This is a genomic window from Cyanobium sp. PCC 7001 (genome assembly GCF_000155635.1).
In the GTDB taxonomy this organism is placed as follows: Bacteria; Cyanobacteriota; Cyanobacteriia; order PCC-6307; family Cyanobiaceae; genus NIES-981.
Window position 1 is genome coordinate 2,542,156 of record NZ_DS990556.1, and the last position, 19,262, is coordinate 2,561,417.

Below are 19,262 nucleotides of genomic sequence, written 5' to 3' on the forward strand. Positions count from 1 at the left end.
ATCCGGCCACGGCCATCTCAGCAACGCCTTCCGTGTTGACGCACACCCCCTCGATCTCCGCGCGCTAGCCCTCCATGTCCAACAGCAACCTCCGCACCGAAAACCACTTCGACTACGTCAAGATCACCCTGGCGTCGCCGGAACGGATCATGCAGTGGGGGCAGCGCACGCTGCCCAACGGTCAGGTGGTGGGTGAGGTCACCAAGCCCGAGACCATCAACTACCGCACGCTCAAGCCGGAGATGGACGGCCTGTTCTGCGAGAAGATCTTCGGGCCCTCCAAGGACTGGGAATGCCACTGCGGTAAATACAAGCGGGTGCGGCACCGCGGCATCGTCTGCGAGCGCTGTGGGGTGGAGGTCACCGAGAGCCGTGTGCGGCGCCACCGCATGGGCTTCATCAAGCTGGCCGCTCCTGTCAGCCATGTGTGGTATCTGAAGGGCATTCCCAGCTACGTGGCCATTCTTCTCGACATGCCCCTGCGGGATGTGGAGCAGATCGTCTACTTCAACTGCTACGTGGTGCTCGATCCGGGCGATCACAAGAACCTCACCTACAAGCAGCTCCTCACCGAGGACGAGTGGCTGGAGATCGAGGACGAGATCTACGCCGAGGACTCCGACATCGAGAACGAGCCCGTCGTGGGCATCGGCGCCGAGGCGCTGAAGCAGCTGCTCGAGGACATCGACCTCTCCGAGACGGCTGAGCAGCTGCGGGAGGACATCGCCGCCAGCAAGGGTCAGAAGCGCGCCAAGCTGATCAAGCGCCTGCGCGTGATCGACAACTTCATCGCCACCAACGCCAAGCCGGACTGGATGGTGCTGGACGTGATCCCCGTGATCCCCCCCGACCTGCGCCCGATGGTGCAGCTGGATGGCGGCCGTTTCGCCACCAGCGACCTCAACGACCTCTACCGCCGCGTGATCAACCGCAACAACCGCCTGGCGCGGCTGCAGGAGATCCTGGCGCCCGAGATCATCGTCCGCAACGAGAAGCGGATGCTGCAGGAGGCCGTCGATGCCCTGATCGACAACGGCCGCCGCGGCCGCACCGTCGTGGGCGCCAACAACCGGGCCCTCAAGTCGCTGAGCGACATCATCGAGGGCAAGCAGGGGCGCTTCCGCCAGAACCTGCTCGGCAAGCGGGTCGACTACTCCGGTCGTTCCGTGATCGTGGTGGGTCCGAAGCTGAAGATGCACCAGTGCGGCCTGCCCAAGGAGATGGCGATCGAGCTGTTCCAGCCGTTCGTGATCCATCGCCTCATCCGCCAGAACATCGTCAACAACATCAAGGCCGCCAAGAAGCTGATCCAGCGCGCCGACGATGAGGTGATGCAGGTGCTGCAGGAGGTGATCGAAGGTCACCCGATCCTGCTCAACCGGGCCCCCACGCTGCACCGCCTCGGCATCCAGGCGTTCGAGCCGAAGCTGGTGGACGGCCGTGCGATTCAGTTGCACCCCCTGGTGTGCCCGGCCTTCAACGCCGACTTCGACGGCGACCAGATGGCCGTGCACGTGCCGCTGGCGATCGAGGCCCAGACGGAGGCCCGGATGCTGATGCTGGCCAGCAACAACATCCTCTCGCCGGCCACCGGCGAGCCGATCATCACGCCGTCCCAGGACATGGTGCTCGGGGCCTATTACCTCACCGCCGAGCAGCCCGGTGCCGCCAAGCCCGCCTTCGGCGACCGCGCCCGCACCTTCGCCGGTCTCGAGGATGTGATCGCCTCCTTCGAGGAGAAGCACATCGACCTGCACGATTGGGTGTGGGTGCGCTTCAGCGGCGAGGTGGACTGTGAGGACGAGGACAGCGAGCCCCTGAAGGTGGACACCCTCGGCGACGGCACCCGTGTGGAGCAGTGGAAATACCGCCGCGACCGCCTCGACGAGGACGGCGCCCTGATCAGCCGCTACCTGCTCACCACCGTCGGCCGCGTGGTGATCAACCACACCATCATCGACGCCGTGGCTGCTGCCTGATTCCGTCCCCCCAGCTTCGTTCCCGTTTCGTTCCTTCACCAGCGCGCCGCCATGACCGCCACCCCCGCCAAGAAGAGCAAGTCGTCCAAGAAAGCCGCTGAAGCGAGCCTGGACACGACGGCTCCCGTGACCCCCCCGCTCACCCGCGAAGCGCCCCCCTTCCGCAACCGGGTGATCGACAAGAAGGCCCTGCGCAATCTGGTGGCCTGGGCCTACAAGCACCACGGCACGGCGGCCACGGCCTCGATGGCCGATGAGCTGAAGGATCTCGGCTTCCACTACGCCACCCAGGCGGCGGTTTCCATTTCCGTCGACGACCTGCGCATCCCCGGCGACAAGGCCTCGCTGCTGGCCGAGGCCGAGGAGCAGATCACCCAAACCGAGGAGCGCTACCGGCTGGGTGAGATCACCGAGGTGGAGCGGCACACCAAGGTGATCGACACCTGGACCGAAACCAACGAGCGGCTCGTGGCGGCCGTGCGCCGCAACTTCAACGAGAACGATCCACTCAATTCCGTGTGGATGATGGCCAACTCGGGGGCCCGGGGCAACATGTCCCAGGTGCGCCAGCTGGTGGGCATGCGCGGCCTGATGGCCAACCCCCAGGGCGAGATCATCGACCTGCCGATCCGCACCAACTTCCGTGAGGGTCTCACGGTCACCGAGTATGTGATCTCCTCCTACGGCGCGCGCAAGGGGCTGGTGGACACGGCCCTGCGCACCGCCGACTCGGGCTATCTCACCCGCCGTCTGGTGGACGTGGCCCAGGACGTGATCGTCCGCGAGGACGACTGCGGCACCACCCGCTCCATTCCGATCGATGCCGATGAGCGAGGCCGCTTCGGCAAGAAGCTGGTGGGCCGTCTGGCCGCCGAGCCCGTGCTCGACGCTGAAGGCGCGGTGCTGGCGGACCGCAACGCCGAGATCGACCTGCCCCTCTCCCGCAGCATCGAGGCGAGCGGCGTGACCACCGTTCACGTGCGTTCGCCCCTCACCTGCGAAGCCTCCCGCTCCGTCTGCCGCAAGTGCTACGGCTGGGCCCTGGCCCACAACGAGCTGGTGGATCTGGGCGAGGCGGTCGGGATCGTGGCGGCCCAGTCGATCGGCGAACCCGGCACCCAGCTCACGATGCGCACCTTCCACACCGGTGGTGTGTCCACGGCGGAAACCGGGGTGGTGCGCTCGCTCATCGATGGGATGGTGGAATTCGGGCCCAAATCCCGGGTGCGGGCGTTCCGCACCTCCCACGGCGTGAACGCCCAGATCGCCGAGACCGACTTCCAGCTCCACCTCAAGCCCACCGGCAGCGGCAAGACCCAGAAGCTCACGATCACCAAGGGCTCCATCCTCTTCGTCGCCGACGGCGACACCGTGCCCACCGATACGATCCTCGCGCAGATCTCGGCGGGAGCCGAGGTGAAGAAGAGCGTGGAGAAGGCCACCAAGGATGTGATCTGCGACCTGGCCGGCCAGGTGCGCTACGAGGACGGCATTCAGCCCAAGGAGGTCACCGACCGCCAGGGCAACATCACCCACAAGGCCACCCGGCTTGGACGGATGTGGGTGTTCGCCGGCGATGTCTACAACCTGCCGCCCAACGCTCTGCCGGTGGTGAAGGGCAACACGCCCGTGACCACGGGCGATGTGCTGGCGGAGAGCCGGCTGGTTTCCGAGTACGGCGGCGCCGTGCGCCTGCGGGAAAGCGCCGGCGATTCCCGCGAAGTGCAGATCGTCACCACCAGCCTCACCCTGAAGGACTGCAAGCTGGTGGGCGAATCCACCCACTCGGGTGAGATCTGGCACCTGGAGGGCAAGGAAGGCATCCGTTACCGCCTGAACACCGCACCCGGCAGCAAGATCGGCAGCGGTGAGGTGATCGCCGAACTGGCCGACGACCGCTTCCGCACCCAGACGGGTGGTCTGGTGAAGTTCGCCCCCGGCCTGGCGATCAAGAAGGCCCGCAGCGCCAAGAACGGCTACGAGGTGAGCAAGGGTGGCACGCTGCTGTGGATTCCCCAGGAAACCCACGAGATCAACAAGGACATCTCCCTGTTGATGATCAACGACGGCCAATGGATCGAAGCCGGCACCGAGGTTGTCAAGGACATCTTCAGCCAGACCGCCGGCATCGTGACGGTGACCCAGAAGAACGACATCCTGCGTGAAATCATCGTTCGCTCGGGTGTTCTCCACCTGGTCTCCGACAGCAAGACCCTCGGCAAGTTTTCCGAGGGTCGGATGGTGATGCCCGGTGAGGACATCGCCAAGGGGCTCAAGGCCGAGGCGATGACGTTTGTGGAGGCTGTCGAAACCCCCGAGGGTGGCGCCCTGCTGCTGCGGCCGGTCGAGGAATACGCCATTCCCGATGCGGCCCACCTGCCCGAGCTCTCCACCGTGAAGCAGTCCGGCGGCCCTTCCATGGGGCTGAAGGCCACCCAGCGCCTGGCCTTCAAGGATGGCGAACTGATCAAGAGCGTTGAGGGTGTCGAGCTGCTGCGCACCCAGCTGATCCTGGAAACCTTCGACACCACCCCCCAGATGACGGTGGATGTGGAGGCTGTCCCGGACAAGCGGGCCAAGACGATCGAGCGCCTGCAGCTCACGATCCTGGAAACCCTGCTGGTGCGTCGGGACACCCTCTCCGATGCCAGCCACGGTTCCACCCACACCGATCTCCAGGTGCAGGACGGGGACTCGGTGAAGAAGGGCGATGTGGTAGCGACCACCCAGATCCTCTGCAAGGAGGACGGCGTGGTGCAGCTGCCCGACCCCACCGATGGCGAGCCGATCCGCCGCCTGATCGTGGAGCGCGATGTCGACACGCGCCACATCGATCTGGGTGGAGCCACCCCGCTGGTCAGCGTCGATCAGCGCCTGGTGGATGGCGATCTCCTGGCTGACGGCCTGCCCTCCCCCTGCTGCGGCCAGGTGGAGGCGATCGAGGGCTCCACGGTGATCGTCCGCCTCGGCCGTCCCTATATGGTGTCGCCGGATTCCGTCCTCCACGTGCGGGACGGGGAACTGGTGCAACGGGGCGATGGCCTGGCGCTGCTGGTGTTCGAGCGCCAGAAGACCGGGGACATCGTTCAAGGTCTGCCGCGGATCGAGGAGCTGCTGGAGGCGCGGCGTCCGCGGGATTCAGCCGTCCTGTGCCGCAAGGCAGGCACCGTGGAGATCAAGCAGGGCGAGGACGACGACGCCATCACGGTGAGCGTGATCGAAACCGATGACGTCATCACCGACTACCCCATCCTGCTGGGACGCACCGTGATGGTGAGCGATGGCCAGCAGGTGCGTGCCGGCGAGTCGCTCACCGACGGACCGATCAATCCCCACGAGCTCCTGGAGTGCTATTTCGAGGATCTGCGCAACCGCAAGCCCACCCTGGAAGCGGCACAGGAGTCGATCTCCAAGCTGCAGTTCCGGATGGTGCAGGAGGTGCAGAACGTGTACAAGAGCCAGGGGGTTTCCATCGATGACAAGCACATCGAGGTGATCGTCCGCCAGATGACCAGCAAGGTGCGGATCGAGGATGCGGGCGACACCACCCTGCTGCCCGGCGAGCTGATCGAGCTGCGCCAGGTGGAGCAGGTGAACGGCGCCATGGCGATCACGGGCGGGGCACCGGCCGAATTCACCCCGGTGCTGCTCGGCATCACCAAGGCCTCGCTCAACACCGACAGCTTCATCTCCGCCGCGTCGTTCCAGGAGACCACCCGCGTGCTCACCGAAGCGGCCATCGAGGGCAAGAGCGACTGGCTGCGGGGCCTGAAGGAGAACGTGATCATCGGCCGCCTGATCCCGGCCGGCACGGGCTTCAGCGGCTTCGAGGAGGAGCTGCGGGCCGAGGCCGGTCCCCACCCCGACATCCTCGAGGAGGATGGCATGGGCTACCGCCGCATGCAGAACCTCAGGCCCGACTACACGGTGGAGACCCCGGCCCCCGCCGCCCAGACTGCGGTGCTGGATGATCCCTCCGAGGAGGATCTCGAGGCCACCCGCAGCCGCCACGGCATCGAGGCCAGCGCCAGCACCACGGCCGCCTTCACCCGCCCCACGCTTGAGGATGGGCTGGAGGAGGAGCTGGTGGCGGACCCCGCCGCCCTCGAAGGCCTGCAGGAGGAGGGGCTGCTCAGCGAGGAGTGAGCCCCTCTCCACTCCCCAACGATCGCCATGATGGTTTCATGCCCGCACCCTCCACCACGCAGCGCCCCCTGACCGCCCTGGGGACTCCCATCCCCCAGCGACGGCTGCCCCGCTTTGGCTTTCACACCCACACCGAGCGGCTGAATGGCCGCCTGGCGATGCTGGGGTTCGTGGCGCTGGTGGCCGTGGAGTGGTGGCTCGGTCATGGGCTGTTGATCTGGTCGTGAGTCAGCCCCTGCTGGGGATGGGCCTTGCGGATCTCGAGCGCTGGGCTCAGGACCAGGGCCAACCGGCTTTCCGGGGCCGTCAACTGCATGACTGGCTGTACGCCAAGGGAGCGCGCAGCCTCGATGCGGTGAGCGTGCTTCCCAAGGCCTGGCGCGAGCAGCTGCTGGCCGAGCCGCCGCCTGGCGCCACCGATTGGATCGGTCGCTCACGCGAGCTCCACCGCAGCGTGGCTCGCGACGGCACCACCAAGCTGCTGCTGGCCACGGCCGATGGCCTCAGCATCGAGACCGTGGGCATTCCCGCTCCAGGGCGGCTCACGGTGTGCGTGAGCAGCCAGGTGGGATGCCCGATGGCCTGCCGCTTCTGTGCCACGGGCAAGGGCGGCCTGCAGCGCTCCCTGGCGGTGCACGAGATTGTGGATCAGGTGCTCAGCGTGCGGGAGGTGATGGGCGAACGTCCCAGCCACGTGGTGTTCATGGGCATGGGCGAGCCGCTGCTGAACATCGAGGCGGTGCTGGCGGCGATCGACTGCCTCTGCACGGATCTGGGCATGGCCCAGCGCCAGATCACGGTGAGCACGGTGGGTGTGCCCCGTACCCTGCCCACTCTGGCGGAGCGGGCCCTGGAGCGCCTGGGCCGGGCCCAGTTCACCCTGGCCGTGAGCCTCCATGCGCCGGATCAGCGGCTGCGTGAGGAACTCATCCCTACGGCCCACGCCTACCCGATCGAGGCCTTGCTGGACGACTGCCGTCGCTATGTGGCGATCACCGGGCGGCGGGTGAGTTTCGAGTACATCCTGCTGGGGGGACTGAACGACCAGCCCCACCACGCCGAGGCCCTGGCCCGGTTGATCCGGGGCTTCCAGAGCCACGTGAATCTGATTCCCTACAACCCGATCGAAGAGGAGGAGTTTCAGCGGCCCAGCCCGGCGGCGGTTGAAGCCTTCCGGTGGGCCCTGCAGGAACGGCGGGTTGCCGTGAGTGTGCGGGCCAGTCGGGGGCTGGATGCGGATGCGGCGTGTGGGCAGTTGCGGCGGCGCCACCAAGCTGTTGCGGCTTGAGAACTGGAGGCAGACCAATGCTGAAATCTTCTGAGTCCTGGCGATGGAATGCACTGGTCACCTCTGTATTCTATTTCCTTGACTCCATCTCTGCCGAGGTGATCTAGGCGGATGCTATTTGTCACAGGTTGTCATCGGTCGGGAACTTCGTTTATTGCCCATCTGTTGAGGTCTGTGGCAGACAGGATCGGCCTAGGCAATGCTCTTGACTCCGAATCGCTGTTGTTGCCGCCGACTTTCGACAATCAAATAGGCTACTTTGAATCCCGCAGTCTGATGGCTGCCAATGATAAGATTCTAGATCTTTTCTGTTGCCGCTGGGATGCGCCATGGTTGCAGGCTCCGGACTTCACTGCTGATCCGGTTCGTAGGTTTCTCGTGGGGCTTCGCCCTGCTCTCTCCGCCCATGCGGCGGGCGACTTTTGGATCGATAAGGATCCCAGGCTCTGTTTAACACGTGAGGCGTTTAGACATATTCTTTCGCGGGAGATACCCGTTGTCGCGATTCTTCGAAACCCTCTTGAGGTTGCCGGGTCATTGCATTGCAGGGATGGCTTTCCTGTCGAGCGTGGCATTGCATTGTGGGCGCTTTATAACTTCGAGTTGCTTTGCAAGGACAGTTCGGTACCCAAGCATTGTTTTGACTATGCCGATTTTGACTCCCCTGATACTTGGCCATTGCAGCGCCTTTGTCATGTGCTTCAGAGTCTCTGGGGTCCATGGATGGATCATGCTGATTCGCTCATCACCTCTGAGCTGCTGGGCGAGGTTGTGACTGAGGCCTTTCATGGCTCCCTCAACCGGCAACGCTTGAACACCATGGCTGATCTCGGTGCTGGTGTCTGTCCTTCCGTGGTGATTCAGTCTGCCGAAACAGCATGGAAACGCCTCAAGGAGCTGATGTGGCTCGATCAACTCTCTCCTCTGACTGCGCGAGAGGCCTTGGCGCCGCTGCTCATGACTGTGTTGGCACAACCGCAGCAGATCCGTGGTTGGGTATCCCCGGTTGACCTTGCCAGGCAGCGTCACGTCGAACTGCACGAGATGAAGCGCACCCTTGCAGAAAAGTCTCGACATTGTGACAATCTCGGTCACAAGATTGAAGAACTTGGCGAACGGTCTGCGTCACTTCAAGATCGAGTTGTTGATCTCGAGAGCAGTCTGCTGCAAGTCCGTGATGTCAATCAGAGACTCATGGCATCGCTCAGCCAGGTGAAAACCCGATCGGAAAACCGCAGGGAGCGAATCAGGGGTCTCCAGGCCAAGTTGTCATGGAATCGGGCTGCCGTGGTTTCATTGAAGGCAATGCTTCAAGACTCACTGATGCTCCTTGATCGGTTGAGGGGGTTGCTTGGTATCAGCAGATTGAGGTGATCAGGAGATTGTGAAGTTCTGGAGAATCGGAGATATTATCGCCTTGAATTACCATACATTCTCGATCACATTCATGGCCTTGAGGTATGCTGGAGTTTCCTCGCTTGCTCCGGGCTCGTCAGGATTACTGTCATCGGGGATGGCGCGTCTTGCGTTGTCCGCAATCACCGCGTTGGCGAGCAATGTGAGCGACTCCGGCCGCTCCAGACTCTGCAGCGCCTCGGAGTAGCGGCGGCTGTGGGAGGGCCGCACCGATTCCTGGCAGTAGTTCGAGAGTTCCCGGCTCTCGGTCATCACCCGGTAAGCGATCGCTTTGGTGTCAGCCTTGCCGAAGATCGCCATGTAGAGCAGGTTCACCATCGAGGCATCGTGCACCTGGATGCCGTAGTTGAGCAGGATCTGGGGCCAGTAGCGCAGGGCCTTGAGGCCTTCGAGGCCCCCCTTCTTCACGCCGGCCTGCTCGCACCACTGCTCGAACTCATCCACGTCATTGGGGCAGCGGCCCAGCCGTCGCATGCCCTCCGCCAGAATCTGGCCGGCCTGAAAGTTGCGGGTGGGTCTGCCGCACACCGGCAGCATCATGCTGCCGCGCACGTCGGCCACCATGGCCGTGAGCTGGGTGAAGGTGTGGTCGCGCACCTTCTCCATGTCGCCGCCACGGCTGAGGGTGGCTTCGATTCTCTGCACGCCGTAGCCGAGCTCGGTGAGCGGAAAGGGCTGACGGCCGTAGAGCCGTTGCCGATCGCGCCGGCGCATCGACACGGAGGAGGCCTGATCCAGGCACTGATCCAGCAGCAGCGTCAGCAGAGTGGGCAGGATGCCGGTGTTCTCGGCGTGGAAGCCATAGCCGAAGCCGGCGAAGATCGACGAGATGTTCTTGGCCGCCTTGATGTACTGGGCCTCCACGTTGTGGACGCCGGGTGACACCTGAATGTTGGGCGAAAGGCGATCCAGCAGCCGGGCTCCCAGCAGTGCGGTGATGGCGTTGGGATGGCAGAAGTTGGCCGTGAAGCTGTCCACCGGATCCCGCAGGGCCCCGTGGCGGTGGAAGCCTGAGAAAAAGGCCAGATTCGGCTGCCGCTCGCACAGCACGTAGGAGTCGTTGCGCAGCGGATCGTGGCTGAAGGAGCCCGCAAGGCAGGCCAGCACCACCTGCTCGCGGCCCAGCTCGCGACGCAGCTCACAGGCGTCGTGCAGATCCTGCTCGATGTGGTTGCTGTTGGCCGTGAGCACCACCAGATCGCAGCATTCGATCAGGTCCTGCAGGGTGTTCTCCTGCACCCGGCCATCGCGCTCGTGCCGCACCATCCGCTCCATGGTGGCCACGTGGGTCGGATCCATACCCGAGAGGTCTCGCGGGGAGAAGGCCCCGAACAGGGAGCGGCCGGGCCGTGGCGCCAGCATGAGACGGTCCCCGCCCCCGTGCATGGCGCTGTTGTAGGCCAGGGAGGCCGGATAGAGGCCGATGCTGTAGAAGCCCACACGGCCCTGCTCCAGCGCCAGGATCCGCCGCTTGACGGTGTCCTGGTCGAGCGAGTCGGCGAAGAAGCTGTTCAGCATCGGGCAGGTCTGGTCGGCCGGGATCGGATCAGGCCTTCATACTGCGCCCACCGGCAGCACACCTGTTGCACACGATCGACTGGCTGATCCTGATCGGCTATCTGGTGGCCAGTCTGGTGCTCGGGCTCTGGCTCGCCCGTCGCAACCGCAACGAGGCCGACTACTTCGTGGCGGGCCGTCGCCTCAGTGGCTGGCTGGCCGGCGCCTCCATGGCGGCCACCACGTTTTCCGTGGACACCCCCCTCTACGTGGCCGGGCTGGTGGGCGTGCGGGGCCTGGCCGGCAACTGGGAATGGTGGAGTTTCGGGGTGGCCCATGTGGCCATGGCGGTGGTGTTCGCGCCGCTGTGGCGCCGCAGCGGCGTGCTGACGGATGCGGCCTTCACCGAGCTGCGCTACGGCGGCGCCACGGCGGCCTGGCTGCGGGGCATCAAGGCCTTTCTCTTTGCCCTGCCGATCAACTGCATCGGCATCGGCTACGCGTTCCTGGCCATGGCCAAGGTGAGTGAGGCCCTGGGGCTGGCCCCCACCCCCCAGGCCCGTCTCACCCTGCTGGCGATCGTGGGGGTGCTGGTGCTGGTGTACACCGCCGCCGGCGGGCTCTGGGCCGTGGTGGTGACGGACATGGTGCAGCTCGTGCTGGCCCTGGTCGGCGCCACGGCCGTGGCCGTGGCCGCCGTGCACGCCGCGGGCGGCATGGATGCCCTGCTGGCCAGCCTGCGGGCGCTGGAGAGGCCCGAACTGCTGTCCCTGGTGCCCTGGCAGCTCCGGGACGGCCAGCTGCGCTGGATCGACAGCGCCGGCATCTCGATCTCCACCTTCAGCGCCTACATCGCCCTGCAGTGGTGGAGCTTCCGCCGCAGCGACGGCGGCGGGGAATTCATCCAACGGCTGCTGGCCACCCGCAACGAGCGGGAGGCCCGAGTGGCCAGCTGGGTGTTTCTTGGGGTGAACTATCTGCTGCGCAGCTGGCCCTGGATCCTCGTGGCCCTGGCCGCCGTGGTGCTCCTGCCCGACCAGACCGACTGGGAGCAGAGCTACCCCCTGCTCGCCGTCCGTCTGCTACCCCCCGTGGCCCTGGGCCTGGTGGTGGTGTCTCTCGTGGCGGCCTTCATGAGCACCGTGAGCACGGCCGTGAACTGGGGGGCCAGCTACCTCACCCACGACCTCTACCAGCGCTTCATGCGCCCCGCGGCCTCCCAGCGGGAGCTGCTGCTGGTGGGCCAGATGGCCTCGGTGCTGCTGGTGGTGCTCGGGGTGCTCACGGCCCTGCTGAGCAACAGCATCGGCACGGTGTTCCGGCTGGTGATCGCGATCGGCACCGGACCCGGGGTGGTGCTGGTGCTGCGCTGGTTCTGGTGGCGGGTCAACGCTGCCGCGGAGCTGGCGGCGATGCTGGGGGGCTTCGTGGTGGGCTTCGGCACCTCGGTGGTGCCGCTGCTGCGCATCGACGACTACGGCGAGCGCCTGCTGGCCACCACCGGCATCACCGCGGTGCTCTGGCTGGTGGCCATGCTGGCCACCCCACCGGAATCCGCCGAGGTGCTCGAGCGGTTCGTGCTGCAGGTGAAGCCCGCCGGCCCGGGCTGGCGACACTGGCGGCAGCGCACCGGCGTGGAGCCCCAGGAGAGCCTGCTCGACCTGCTGGCCCAGCTGGCCTTCAGCTGTGCGGTGCTGTTCGGTGCCCTGCTGGGTCTCGGCGGTTTCCTGCTCAAGTTGCCGCTCTGGGGCTGGGGAGGTCTGGTCACGGCGGTGCTGGGAACCCTCGCCCTGCGACAGCTGCCGCAGTTGCAGGGCAGCCTGCGGCGGGCCCTGGGCCAGACCCCGCAGGGGTGATGATGGCGGCGGCGAACGGCCACCTACCCCACGCCCGTGCAATTCTTCCGCTCCACCCTGCTGCCGGCGGCCATCGTGCTGCTGTTTGCCCTGGCCCTGCTGGCGGTGAGTGCCCGCATCTGGCTTCCGGGCGACATGGCTGCCCCTGCCCCGATGGCCTGAGCGGACCCGTGAGTTTTCCGCCCCCCGACCCCCTGCCGGAGCCGCCGGCGACCCCCGGGCCCTACCCCGAGAGTCCCCAGGAGCTCTATCTGGATCCCGAGGTGCTGGCCCAGGAGCTGGCCCAGGAACTGCTGGGCGACCCCCTCGACGAGATCGAAGGTGCCGATTCCGCCGGCGTGGACGTAGCGGCTGAGTGCGATCTGGGCCTCACCCTGCTGCAGGGACCGCATGAGCAGCGGATGCAGGGGTTGCGCATCTTCTGCGAACACCGGGACCCCAGGGCCGTGCCGCTGCTGCTGCCCCTGCTGTCAGCCGCCTGTCCGATCCTGCGCATGAGCGCCGTGTATGCCCTCGGCCGCAACCCCAGCCCCCAGGCGGTGGCTCCCCTGCTCACCCTGCTGGCCGGAGACGACAACGGCTATGTCCGCAAGGCGGTGGCCTGGAGTCTGGGCAACTATCCGGATGCGCCGGTGCTCAATCCCCTCATCCGGGCCCTGCAGGTGGACATCGCCGCGGTGCGTCTCTGGGCGGCGAGCTCCCTGGCGGATGCGGGAGGCACAGGGCCCGCCAAGGCGGACCCGGCGGCGGCCCAGCTCCTGCTGAGCCTGCGGATCGACAGCGAGCCCGCCGTGCGCAGCAACAGCGCCTGGGGGCTGGGACGCCTTTACCCGGATCTGGTGGAACCACGCCAGCGGGAGGTGGTGGAGAGCCTGCTCCACACGATGCTCCATGACGCCGAATCCGGGGTGCGCGAGGAAGCCCGTCTCGCCCTTGAGCAGCTGGAGCAGCCGGCGGTGCTGCAGCAGCTGCAGACCCTGGTGGACGAAGGCCTGATCGCCTGAGCGCCCGCCTGAAGCACATCATCCGCAGATCACGGCTAGCATCCGCCCATTCCGCCAGGGGCCTGGATGGCACAGGAATCCATCCGTTTCCGCATCCGCCCGGACGGGCGTGTGGAAGAGCTGGTGGAAGGAGTGCGAGGACTGGCCTGCGAGCAGCTCACCGAGCGCATCGAAGCCCGCCTCGGCGCGGTGCAGCAGCGCCGCAGCACCGCGGAAGCGTTCCAGCCCGCCTCCCAGCCCCAGTCCCAACCCCAGCTCACCTGAGGTCATGTCCCACTTCAGCACCGTCAAGACCGAACTGCGCGATCGCGAGGCCCTGCTGGCCGCTCTGCACGATCTGGGCCATGACCCGCGCGAAGGTGAGCTGCCGGTGCGCGGTTACCGGGGCCAGACGGAGCTGGCCCAGCTCGCCATCGCCCAGGCCAACGGCGCCGACATCGGCTTCCGCCTCAATCCCGCCACCGGCACCTACGAACTGGTCACCGATCTGGATCTGTGGTCCCAGCAGGTGCCGATCGAACGGTTCCTGGCCCAGCTCACCCAGCGCTATGCCCTGCGCAGCATCCTTGCCGCCACCCAGGACGAGGGGTTCCAGGTGAGCGAGCAGACCAACCAGGCCGATGGCAGCATCGAGCTGGTGGTGACCCGCTGGAGCTGAGCGTGACCGGCGCCCTGCCGGCGGGCTCGGTGGATCCGGCCCTCGCCTTCAGCACGGATGCCGACGGCGTCAGCGCACCACCCTCCGGACTTGAACCCGTCCTGGCCGGTGCGCTGCGCGAGAAAGCCGTCTGGGTGGACGAGGCCGTGTGCATCGGCTGCCGCTACTGCGCCCATGTGGCCGGCAACACCTTCCTGGTGGAGGAACGCTGGGGCCGCTCCCGTGCCATTCGCCAGGACGGTGACAGCACCGGGACCATCCAGGAAGCGATCGACACCTGTCCTGTGGACTGCATCCACTGGGTGGACTACGAAGAACTTCCCGCCCTGGCCGATCAGCTGGCCCAGCAGGATCTGCAGCCCCTGGGTTTCCCCAGCCCGGCCCGGGTCAGGCGCACCCTGCCCCGCCGTCAGGCCGAGCCAGCCCCTTGATCCCCACCCGTCGCTTCGGGCGCACCGAGCTGCTGATGCCGGTGCTCTCCCTCGGGGGGATGCGGTTCCAGCAGAGCTGGACCGACCTGCCGCCCGAGCAGATCACGGCCGAGAGCCAGGCCAATCTCCGCGCCACGCTGGAAGCGGCCCGGGGGGTGGGGATGCACCATCTGGAGACAGCCCGCCACTACGGCAGTTCGGAGCGGCAGCTGGGCTGGCTGCTCCAGGAGGTGGCCGATCCGCACAGAATCCTGCAGACCAAGGTGCCGCCCCAGGCCGATGCCCGGGCCTTCGAGGCGGAGCTCAACCTCAGCTTCCAGCGGCTGGGGGTGGAGCGGGTGGACCTGCTGTCCATCCACGGCATCAACCTGCCCGAGCACCTCGAGGCCACCCTGCGGCCCGATGGTTGTCTGGCCGTGGTGCGGGAATGGCAGCGCCAGGGGCGGATCGGGCAAGTGGGCTTCTCCACCCACGCCAGCCTCAGCCTGATCGAGGAGGCCATCGCCTCCGATGCCTTCGATTACATCAACCTCCACTGGTATTTCATCCGTCAGGACAACCGGCCTGCGATCGATCTGGCCAGGGCCCACGACATGGGGGTGTTCGTGATCAGCCCGACGGACAAGGGCGGCCATCTGCACAGCCCTTCGGCCCGGTTGGTGGAGCTGTGCGCTCCGCTCCATCCGATCGTGTTCAACGATCTGTTCTGTCTGGCCGCCGAGGGCATTCACACCATTTCGGTGGGAGCGGCCCGGCCGGGTGATCTCGAGCGTCACCTGGAGGCCGTGCGGTTGCTGGATCAGGCCCAGGGCCTGTTGCCACCGGTGCTGGAGCGCCTCGAGGCTGCCCGGCTGGAAGCGCTTGGACCCGAATGGCTGGCCAGCTGGCACGAGGGGCTGCCCGACTGGCAGGACACCCCGGGGCAGCTCAATCTCCCTGTGCTGCTGTGGCTGCACAACCTGCTCGAGGCCTGGGATCTGGAAAGCTACGCACGCGCCCGCTATGGCCTGCTCGGCAACGCTGGCCACTGGTTTCCGGGCGCGAATGCCGACGGTCTCGACGCGGGTGTGACGGCCGGAAGCCTGGATCGTGCCCTGCAGCACAGCCCGTGGCGCCGGGAGATTCCCGGCCTGCTGAGGCGGCTGCGTCAACGGGTCGGGGGCCACAGCCAGCAACGGCTCAGCTCAGCCTCCTGAGGCTGCCCCCAGGGGCTGTTTGGCGGGGATGCCCACGGGGCGCGGATAGGCAGCGGGGCACACCCCCGCCGGTTCCAGCAGCACCGCATGGCGGCAGCCCCGATCCCCGGGCAGCCGCCGCTGCTCCACCCCGCTCACCCGCGAGCGGAGGCGGCGGCAGGCCCGCTCCAGATCCTGCCGATCCGTGGCCGTCCACTGGCCCCGGTACAGCAGGGCTCTCCCATCGGGCTTCAACAGGGGAACCAGGTACTCGGCCACCACCGGGGCGCTGGCCACGGCTCGCGCCATGGCCCAGTCGAAGCGGCCCCGGCTGTCGGCCCGCCGGCCGGTGAGTTCCGCCCGCTCGCACCGCAGGGTCACCCTGTGCTCCAGCCCCAGAGCCTCCGCCATCGCGCCCACGGCCTCCAGCTTCCGTCCCACGGAGTCCACCAGGGTGAGATGGGCATTGGGGAGGGCCACGGCCATGGCCAGCCCCGGAAAGCCGCAGCCGGTGCCCACATCGATCAGCCTGAGAGGCTCCAGGGCCCTGGCGCTGGCCAGCAGCGGCACCAGCGGCCAGAGGCTGTCGTACACCTGGGCGATCCAGTAGTCGTCACCCTCCACCAGCCGGGTGAGGTTGAGCCGGCCATTCCAGTGCCGCAGCTGCTCCTGCAGGCGCTCCAGCCGGTGTTCCTGTTCGGCACTGGGTTGCCAGCCCAGCTCCGCCCAGAGGTGCCCGCGGCTGGGGCCGTCGTCGGCCCTGGATCCGGAGGCAGAGGCCATCGTTCGCTGTCGGGAGAGGAATTCTTAGGATCCCTCAGCCCGGACCCTGTGCCGTTGCCACCCTTCGGCGCCAGCCCCAGCCACTACAGCCTGCTGCAGTTGCCCTCCTCGGCCAGCACCGAGGAGCTGCGGCAGGCGTTCCGCAGCCTCAGCAAGCTCTACCACCCGGACACCACGGCACTGCCCGTTGAGGAAGCCGCCGAGGCCTTCCAGCGGCTTAAGCAGGCCTACGCCGTGCTGAGCAACCCCGAGAGCCGCCGCCGCTATGACGAGGAGCTGCGCCGTGCCAGGGCCGCCGTGGGTCCCCCGTCTCCCTTGACGGCGCCCCCTGCGCCCACGCTCCGCACCGTGCCCTCTGCACGGCCGATGTCCGTGCGCCGCGCCCTCTCCGGAGGGGAGTGGCTGGCCCTGCTGCTGCTTGGCCTTGCCCTGGTGCTGAGCCTGGTGCTCGGGGTGGGTCTGGCCCTGGCCAGGGGCATGGAGCTGGCCCGCCTGCCCAGCTGGTGGCCCCCGGGTTGAGATCTGACCTCGGACACCCTGCGATTCACTCCCTCACCGGTCTTCCCGCCCCGCATGCCCGACTTGCCCGCCGAAACCACGCCGCTCTACAACCACCCCCTGCCCGCTCTGGAGGCCTGGTTGCAGCAGCTCGGAGCGATCCGCAGGCCGTCGGAGCCCTGCCTCTGGGATCTGCACCGGCCCTGCTGGAGCGCCAGCATCGAGCTGGAGGTGGAAGACCTGAAAGTGAGCTGGGAGGCGGATGGCCAGGAATGCACCCGCCAGTTCCCCTACGGACTGTCCAGGGCCGACGTGGAGGCGGCGATCCTGGCCGGCCCGTGAGCAAGGTCTTCAGCGGCAGGCCTTCAGCGGCAGACTGAGCTGCTTCGCTCATCGGCGGGAGACAGCGGCCCGCAGTTGACCCACTCCACCACCCTGAGCTCCACGTCCGTGAAGATGGCCAGGATGGCGCCGCAGAGCAGCACGAGCAGCCCGCCCACCACGGTGTTGCGGCTGATCACGGATCCCCTGGGCGACCGGCGTCGCTGCATCCCCAACCCCCAGGCGGTCTGGCCGCGATCAGTGCCTCCAATCTATGGGCGATCCGCTGGCGTTGCCATTCCGCCTCCAGGGAGTCGCCGCTGAGAGGGCTGAGCGGCGGCAGGTGGCCGATCAGGGGCACGCCGCCCAGCTCCACCAGGGTGCGGGGATTGTCGCCATGGGGGGCGCCATTGAGAATCAGGCCCAGCACGGGAATCTGCCGCCGCCGCAGGGCCTCCAGGGAGAGCAGGGTGTGGTTGAGCGTGCCGAGTCCGCTGCGGGCCACCAGCACCACCGGCAGGTTCCACTGCCGCAGTTGATCGATCTGCAGCCAGTCCCGCCGCAGGGGCACCAGCAGGCCTCCGGCCGTTTCCACCACGAGGGCTCCGGGGACGGCGGGGAGGGTGAGGCGGTTCGGCTCGATCAGCACCCCCTCCAGTTCGGCCGCCCAATGGGGGGAGACGGGTTCCCGGAGCCGGTAGGCCTCCGGACACAGGCGGCTGGAGGGCAGGCGCAGCAGGTTCTTCACTCGGCCACAGTCGCCACCACCATCCAGGCCGCTCTGCACCGGCTTCCAGTAGTGGGCGCCAAGCCCCTGCACCAGCCAGGCGCTCACCGCGGTCTTGCCCACATCGGTGTCGGTGCCGCAGACCACCAGCCGGATCGGTGCAGGTCCGCTCACGGCGCCCTCTGGCCGCTCAGCAGCAGCACCTCCCATGTCACCGTTCCAGTCGCCGGCCAATGCTGCAGCAGCCGCCGCAACTGCATCGGCCCCAGAGGGGCGGTGGGGCTGGTGCCCGCGCCGATGGCCTTGAGCTGGCCCAGGAACGTGCCTCCGTCGGGACAGGGGAGGCTGAACCGCAGCCGATCGCAGCGCTCCAGCCGCAGGTCGCGCCGGGCAACAGACTCCAGAGCCCGGGCCGCAGGCAGGGGAAGCCCGCTGCAGGGCACCCCGGCGTAGCTGGCGGCCGTGCGCCACTCCGGAAAGCTCCGAGCCGTCGGCACCGCCAGCACCAGCCAGCCACCGACCATCAGGCCCTGGCACCATCGCTCCAGTTGCAGGAGAGGATCGTCCAGCCACTGCAGCGCGAAGCTGGAGCTGAGCAGGGCTGCCCCAGCCAGTCCATCCGGCAGCCCCTGGTTCAGATCCCACAGCAGGCTGCCATGGGATTCGCTGAGGGGGTTGCGGGCCAGCAGTGCGGCGCTGGCATCCACCTGCCGAAGCCTCTGGGGCCAGCCCTGCTGGGCCAGGCTGCGCCCCACCAGGCCGGTACCGGCGCCCAGATCGGCCATCGGGCCCGGTGGCAGGGCAAGGGCCCGCACCTGGTGGGCCAGGCGCCAGGCCACGGCCCGCTGCAGCCGGGCGTGATCGTCGTAGGCCGCTGCGCCCTGGTCGAAACCGCACCGCACGCGCTGGCTGAACGCGTTGCGCTGACTCAGAGCTGCTCGATCCACCCGATCACCCGATCCACAAGCCCCTCGGAAAGCAGGGCATGACCGCAGCCTGCCAGCTCGATCCGATCCGCCTCCGGCAGGGCCAGCCGCAGCTGTTGCCGTGCCTCCGGCAGCACGATGCGGTCGAGCTCAGCCTCCACGACCAGACACGGCCCATCCGAGGGGAAGCCAGCCGGCAGGCCGGCGGTGGCTTGCAGGCTGGCCAGATCCTGCTGCAGCCGTTGGCGCCCCGCCGCTGTCAACGGTGCTTCCAGGATGGTGCTGGGCAGCTGGCTGATGGCCTGGGGCGCGGCGGCCTCCTGCAGGAATGTCTGCAACATGGCTTCCACGTGGGCTCCCTTCAGCTCCCGCGCCATGCCGGCCAGGGCGGCCCGCAGTCGCCGACCGCCAGGCCCCTGGGGCACGAAGCGCCCGAAACTGGCCAGCAGCACCACCGCATCCGCCTGGCCCAGCAGCTCCGCCGGCAGCAGATGGGGCCCGAGGGAATGGGCGATCAGCACCCGCCGTCCTTCACCGGGCCAGGCAGGAGCCATGGG

General features: G+C 67.3%; 20 protein-coding genes. 14 read left to right on the forward strand and 6 right to left on the reverse strand.

The annotated features are described in order from the left end of the window. Positions 1 to 74 precede the first annotated feature (74 nt). The 5 genes from CPCC7001_RS12445 (at position 75) to CPCC7001_RS15335 (ending at position 8,787) form a co-directional block, all read left to right on the forward strand. A complete protein-coding gene (locus CPCC7001_RS12445; RefSeq protein ID WP_006909527.1) occupies positions 75 to 1,979 on the forward strand; it encodes a DNA-directed RNA polymerase subunit gamma in 1,905 nt (634 codons plus the stop codon). A 51-nt stretch (positions 1,980 to 2,030) separates the two neighbouring features. Beyond that, positions 2,031 to 6,125 carry a DNA-directed RNA polymerase subunit beta' gene (locus CPCC7001_RS12450; protein ID WP_006910114.1) on the forward strand — a complete coding sequence of 1,365 codons (4,095 nt, stop codon included), beginning with the start codon at positions 2,031 to 2,033 and terminating at the stop codon, positions 6,123 to 6,125. Positions 6,126 to 6,163: 38 nt separating this feature from the next. Then, a complete protein-coding gene (locus tag CPCC7001_RS12455; RefSeq protein ID WP_006910059.1) occupies positions 6,164 to 6,352 on the forward strand; it encodes a chlorophyll a/b-binding protein in 189 nt (62 codons plus the stop codon). A gap of 17 nt (positions 6,353 to 6,369) precedes the next feature. Continuing rightward, a complete protein-coding gene (gene rlmN, locus CPCC7001_RS12460) occupies positions 6,370 to 7,413 on the forward strand; it encodes a 23S rRNA (adenine(2503)-C(2))-methyltransferase RlmN (protein ID WP_050757243.1) in 1,044 nt (347 codons plus the stop codon). A 111-nt stretch (positions 7,414 to 7,524) separates the two neighbouring features. Further along, on the forward strand, positions 7,525 to 8,787 hold the full coding sequence (locus CPCC7001_RS15335; protein ID WP_225867245.1) for a hypothetical protein: 1,263 nt from the start codon (positions 7,525 to 7,527) through the stop codon (positions 8,785 to 8,787). 48 nt (positions 8,788 to 8,835) lie between these two features. On the opposite strand, the gene CPCC7001_RS12465 is transcribed toward CPCC7001_RS15335, so the two are convergent. Then, a complete protein-coding gene (locus CPCC7001_RS12465) occupies positions 8,836 to 10,347 on the reverse strand; it encodes a hypothetical protein (RefSeq protein WP_006911414.1) in 1,512 nt (503 codons plus the stop codon). A 65-nt stretch (positions 10,348 to 10,412) separates the two neighbouring features. Here CPCC7001_RS12465 and CPCC7001_RS12470 point away from each other — a divergent pair, with 65 nt between their 5' ends. The 7 genes from CPCC7001_RS12470 to CPCC7001_RS12495 all read left to right on the forward strand — a co-directional run bounded on the left by CPCC7001_RS12470 (position 10,413) and on the right by CPCC7001_RS12495 (position 15,471). Continuing rightward, complete coding sequence (locus CPCC7001_RS12470; RefSeq protein ID WP_006909795.1) at positions 10,413 to 12,182, forward strand: sodium:solute symporter family protein; 1,770 nt, start codon at positions 10,413 to 10,415, stop codon at positions 12,180 to 12,182. 36 nt (positions 12,183 to 12,218) lie between these two features. Then, positions 12,219 to 12,344 carry a hypothetical protein gene (locus tag CPCC7001_RS15930; RefSeq protein WP_006909996.1) on the forward strand — a complete coding sequence of 42 codons (126 nt, stop codon included), beginning with the start codon at positions 12,219 to 12,221 and terminating at the stop codon, positions 12,342 to 12,344. Between the two features lie 8 nt (positions 12,345 to 12,352). Next, on the forward strand, positions 12,353 to 13,186 hold the full coding sequence (locus CPCC7001_RS12475) for a HEAT repeat domain-containing protein (protein WP_006909288.1): 834 nt from the start codon (positions 12,353 to 12,355) through the stop codon (positions 13,184 to 13,186). Between the two features lie 66 nt (positions 13,187 to 13,252). Next, complete coding sequence (locus CPCC7001_RS12480) at positions 13,253 to 13,450, forward strand: DUF2997 domain-containing protein (protein WP_006911087.1); 198 nt, start codon at positions 13,253 to 13,255, stop codon at positions 13,448 to 13,450. Between the two features lie 4 nt (positions 13,451 to 13,454). Then, a complete protein-coding gene (locus CPCC7001_RS12485; protein WP_006910195.1) occupies positions 13,455 to 13,844 on the forward strand; it encodes a DUF1257 domain-containing protein in 390 nt (129 codons plus the stop codon). Between the two features lie 2 nt (positions 13,845 to 13,846). Then, positions 13,847 to 14,275 (forward strand): ferredoxin, encoded by a 429-nt coding sequence (locus CPCC7001_RS12490; RefSeq protein ID WP_006909784.1) that lies wholly within the window; start codon positions 13,847 to 13,849, stop codon positions 14,273 to 14,275. Beyond that, positions 14,272 to 15,471 carry an aldo/keto reductase gene (locus CPCC7001_RS12495; RefSeq protein WP_006910956.1) on the forward strand — a complete coding sequence of 400 codons (1,200 nt, stop codon included), beginning with the start codon at positions 14,272 to 14,274 and terminating at the stop codon, positions 15,469 to 15,471. The genes CPCC7001_RS12490 and CPCC7001_RS12495 overlap by 4 nt, the downstream gene beginning before the upstream one ends. Here CPCC7001_RS12495 and CPCC7001_RS12500 read toward each other — a convergent pair. Next, positions 15,460 to 16,233: a 16S rRNA (guanine(527)-N(7))-methyltransferase RsmG gene (locus tag CPCC7001_RS12500; RefSeq protein ID WP_043369106.1), complete on the reverse strand. Its 774-nt coding sequence runs from the start codon at positions 16,231 to 16,233 to the stop codon at positions 15,460 to 15,462. The two genes, CPCC7001_RS12495 and CPCC7001_RS12500, sit on opposite strands and share 12 nt — an antisense overlap. 48 nt (positions 16,234 to 16,281) lie before the next feature. Here CPCC7001_RS12500 and CPCC7001_RS12505 point away from each other — a divergent pair, with 48 nt between their 5' ends. Both CPCC7001_RS12505 and CPCC7001_RS12510 read left to right on the forward strand, forming a co-directional pair. Next, the gene (locus CPCC7001_RS12505) at positions 16,282 to 16,752 is read left to right on the forward strand and encodes a J domain-containing protein (RefSeq protein ID WP_006909844.1); all 471 of its coding nucleotides are present in this window, start codon (positions 16,282 to 16,284) and stop codon (positions 16,750 to 16,752) included. 54 nt (positions 16,753 to 16,806) lie between these two features. Next, on the forward strand, positions 16,807 to 17,073 hold the full coding sequence (locus tag CPCC7001_RS12510) for a DUF3143 domain-containing protein (protein ID WP_006909460.1): 267 nt from the start codon (positions 16,807 to 16,809) through the stop codon (positions 17,071 to 17,073). Positions 17,074 to 17,096: 23 nt separating this feature from the next. On the opposite strand, the gene CPCC7001_RS15625 is transcribed toward CPCC7001_RS12510, so the two are convergent. Genes CPCC7001_RS15625 through CPCC7001_RS12525 form a run of 4 tightly spaced genes read right to left on the reverse strand, consistent with a single transcriptional unit; the run spans position 17,097 to position 19,259 of the window. Beyond that, a complete protein-coding gene (locus tag CPCC7001_RS15625) occupies positions 17,097 to 17,252 on the reverse strand; it encodes a hypothetical protein (protein ID WP_006910765.1) in 156 nt (51 codons plus the stop codon). Beyond that, on the reverse strand, positions 17,249 to 17,989 hold the full coding sequence (gene bioD / locus CPCC7001_RS12515) for a dethiobiotin synthase (RefSeq protein ID WP_198006487.1): 741 nt from the start codon (positions 17,987 to 17,989) through the stop codon (positions 17,249 to 17,251). The genes CPCC7001_RS15625 and bioD overlap by 4 nt, the downstream gene beginning before the upstream one ends. Beyond that, positions 17,950 to 18,726 (reverse strand): SAM-dependent methyltransferase, encoded by a 777-nt coding sequence (locus tag CPCC7001_RS12520; protein WP_225867246.1) that lies wholly within the window; start codon positions 18,724 to 18,726, stop codon positions 17,950 to 17,952. The genes bioD and CPCC7001_RS12520 overlap by 40 nt, the downstream gene beginning before the upstream one ends. Then, positions 18,708 to 19,259: an alpha/beta fold hydrolase gene (locus tag CPCC7001_RS12525; protein WP_369699350.1), complete on the reverse strand. Its 552-nt coding sequence runs from the start codon at positions 19,257 to 19,259 to the stop codon at positions 18,708 to 18,710. Before CPCC7001_RS12525 ends, CPCC7001_RS12520 begins: the two co-directional genes overlap by 19 nt. Between the last annotated feature and the right edge of the window lie 3 nt (positions 19,260 to 19,262).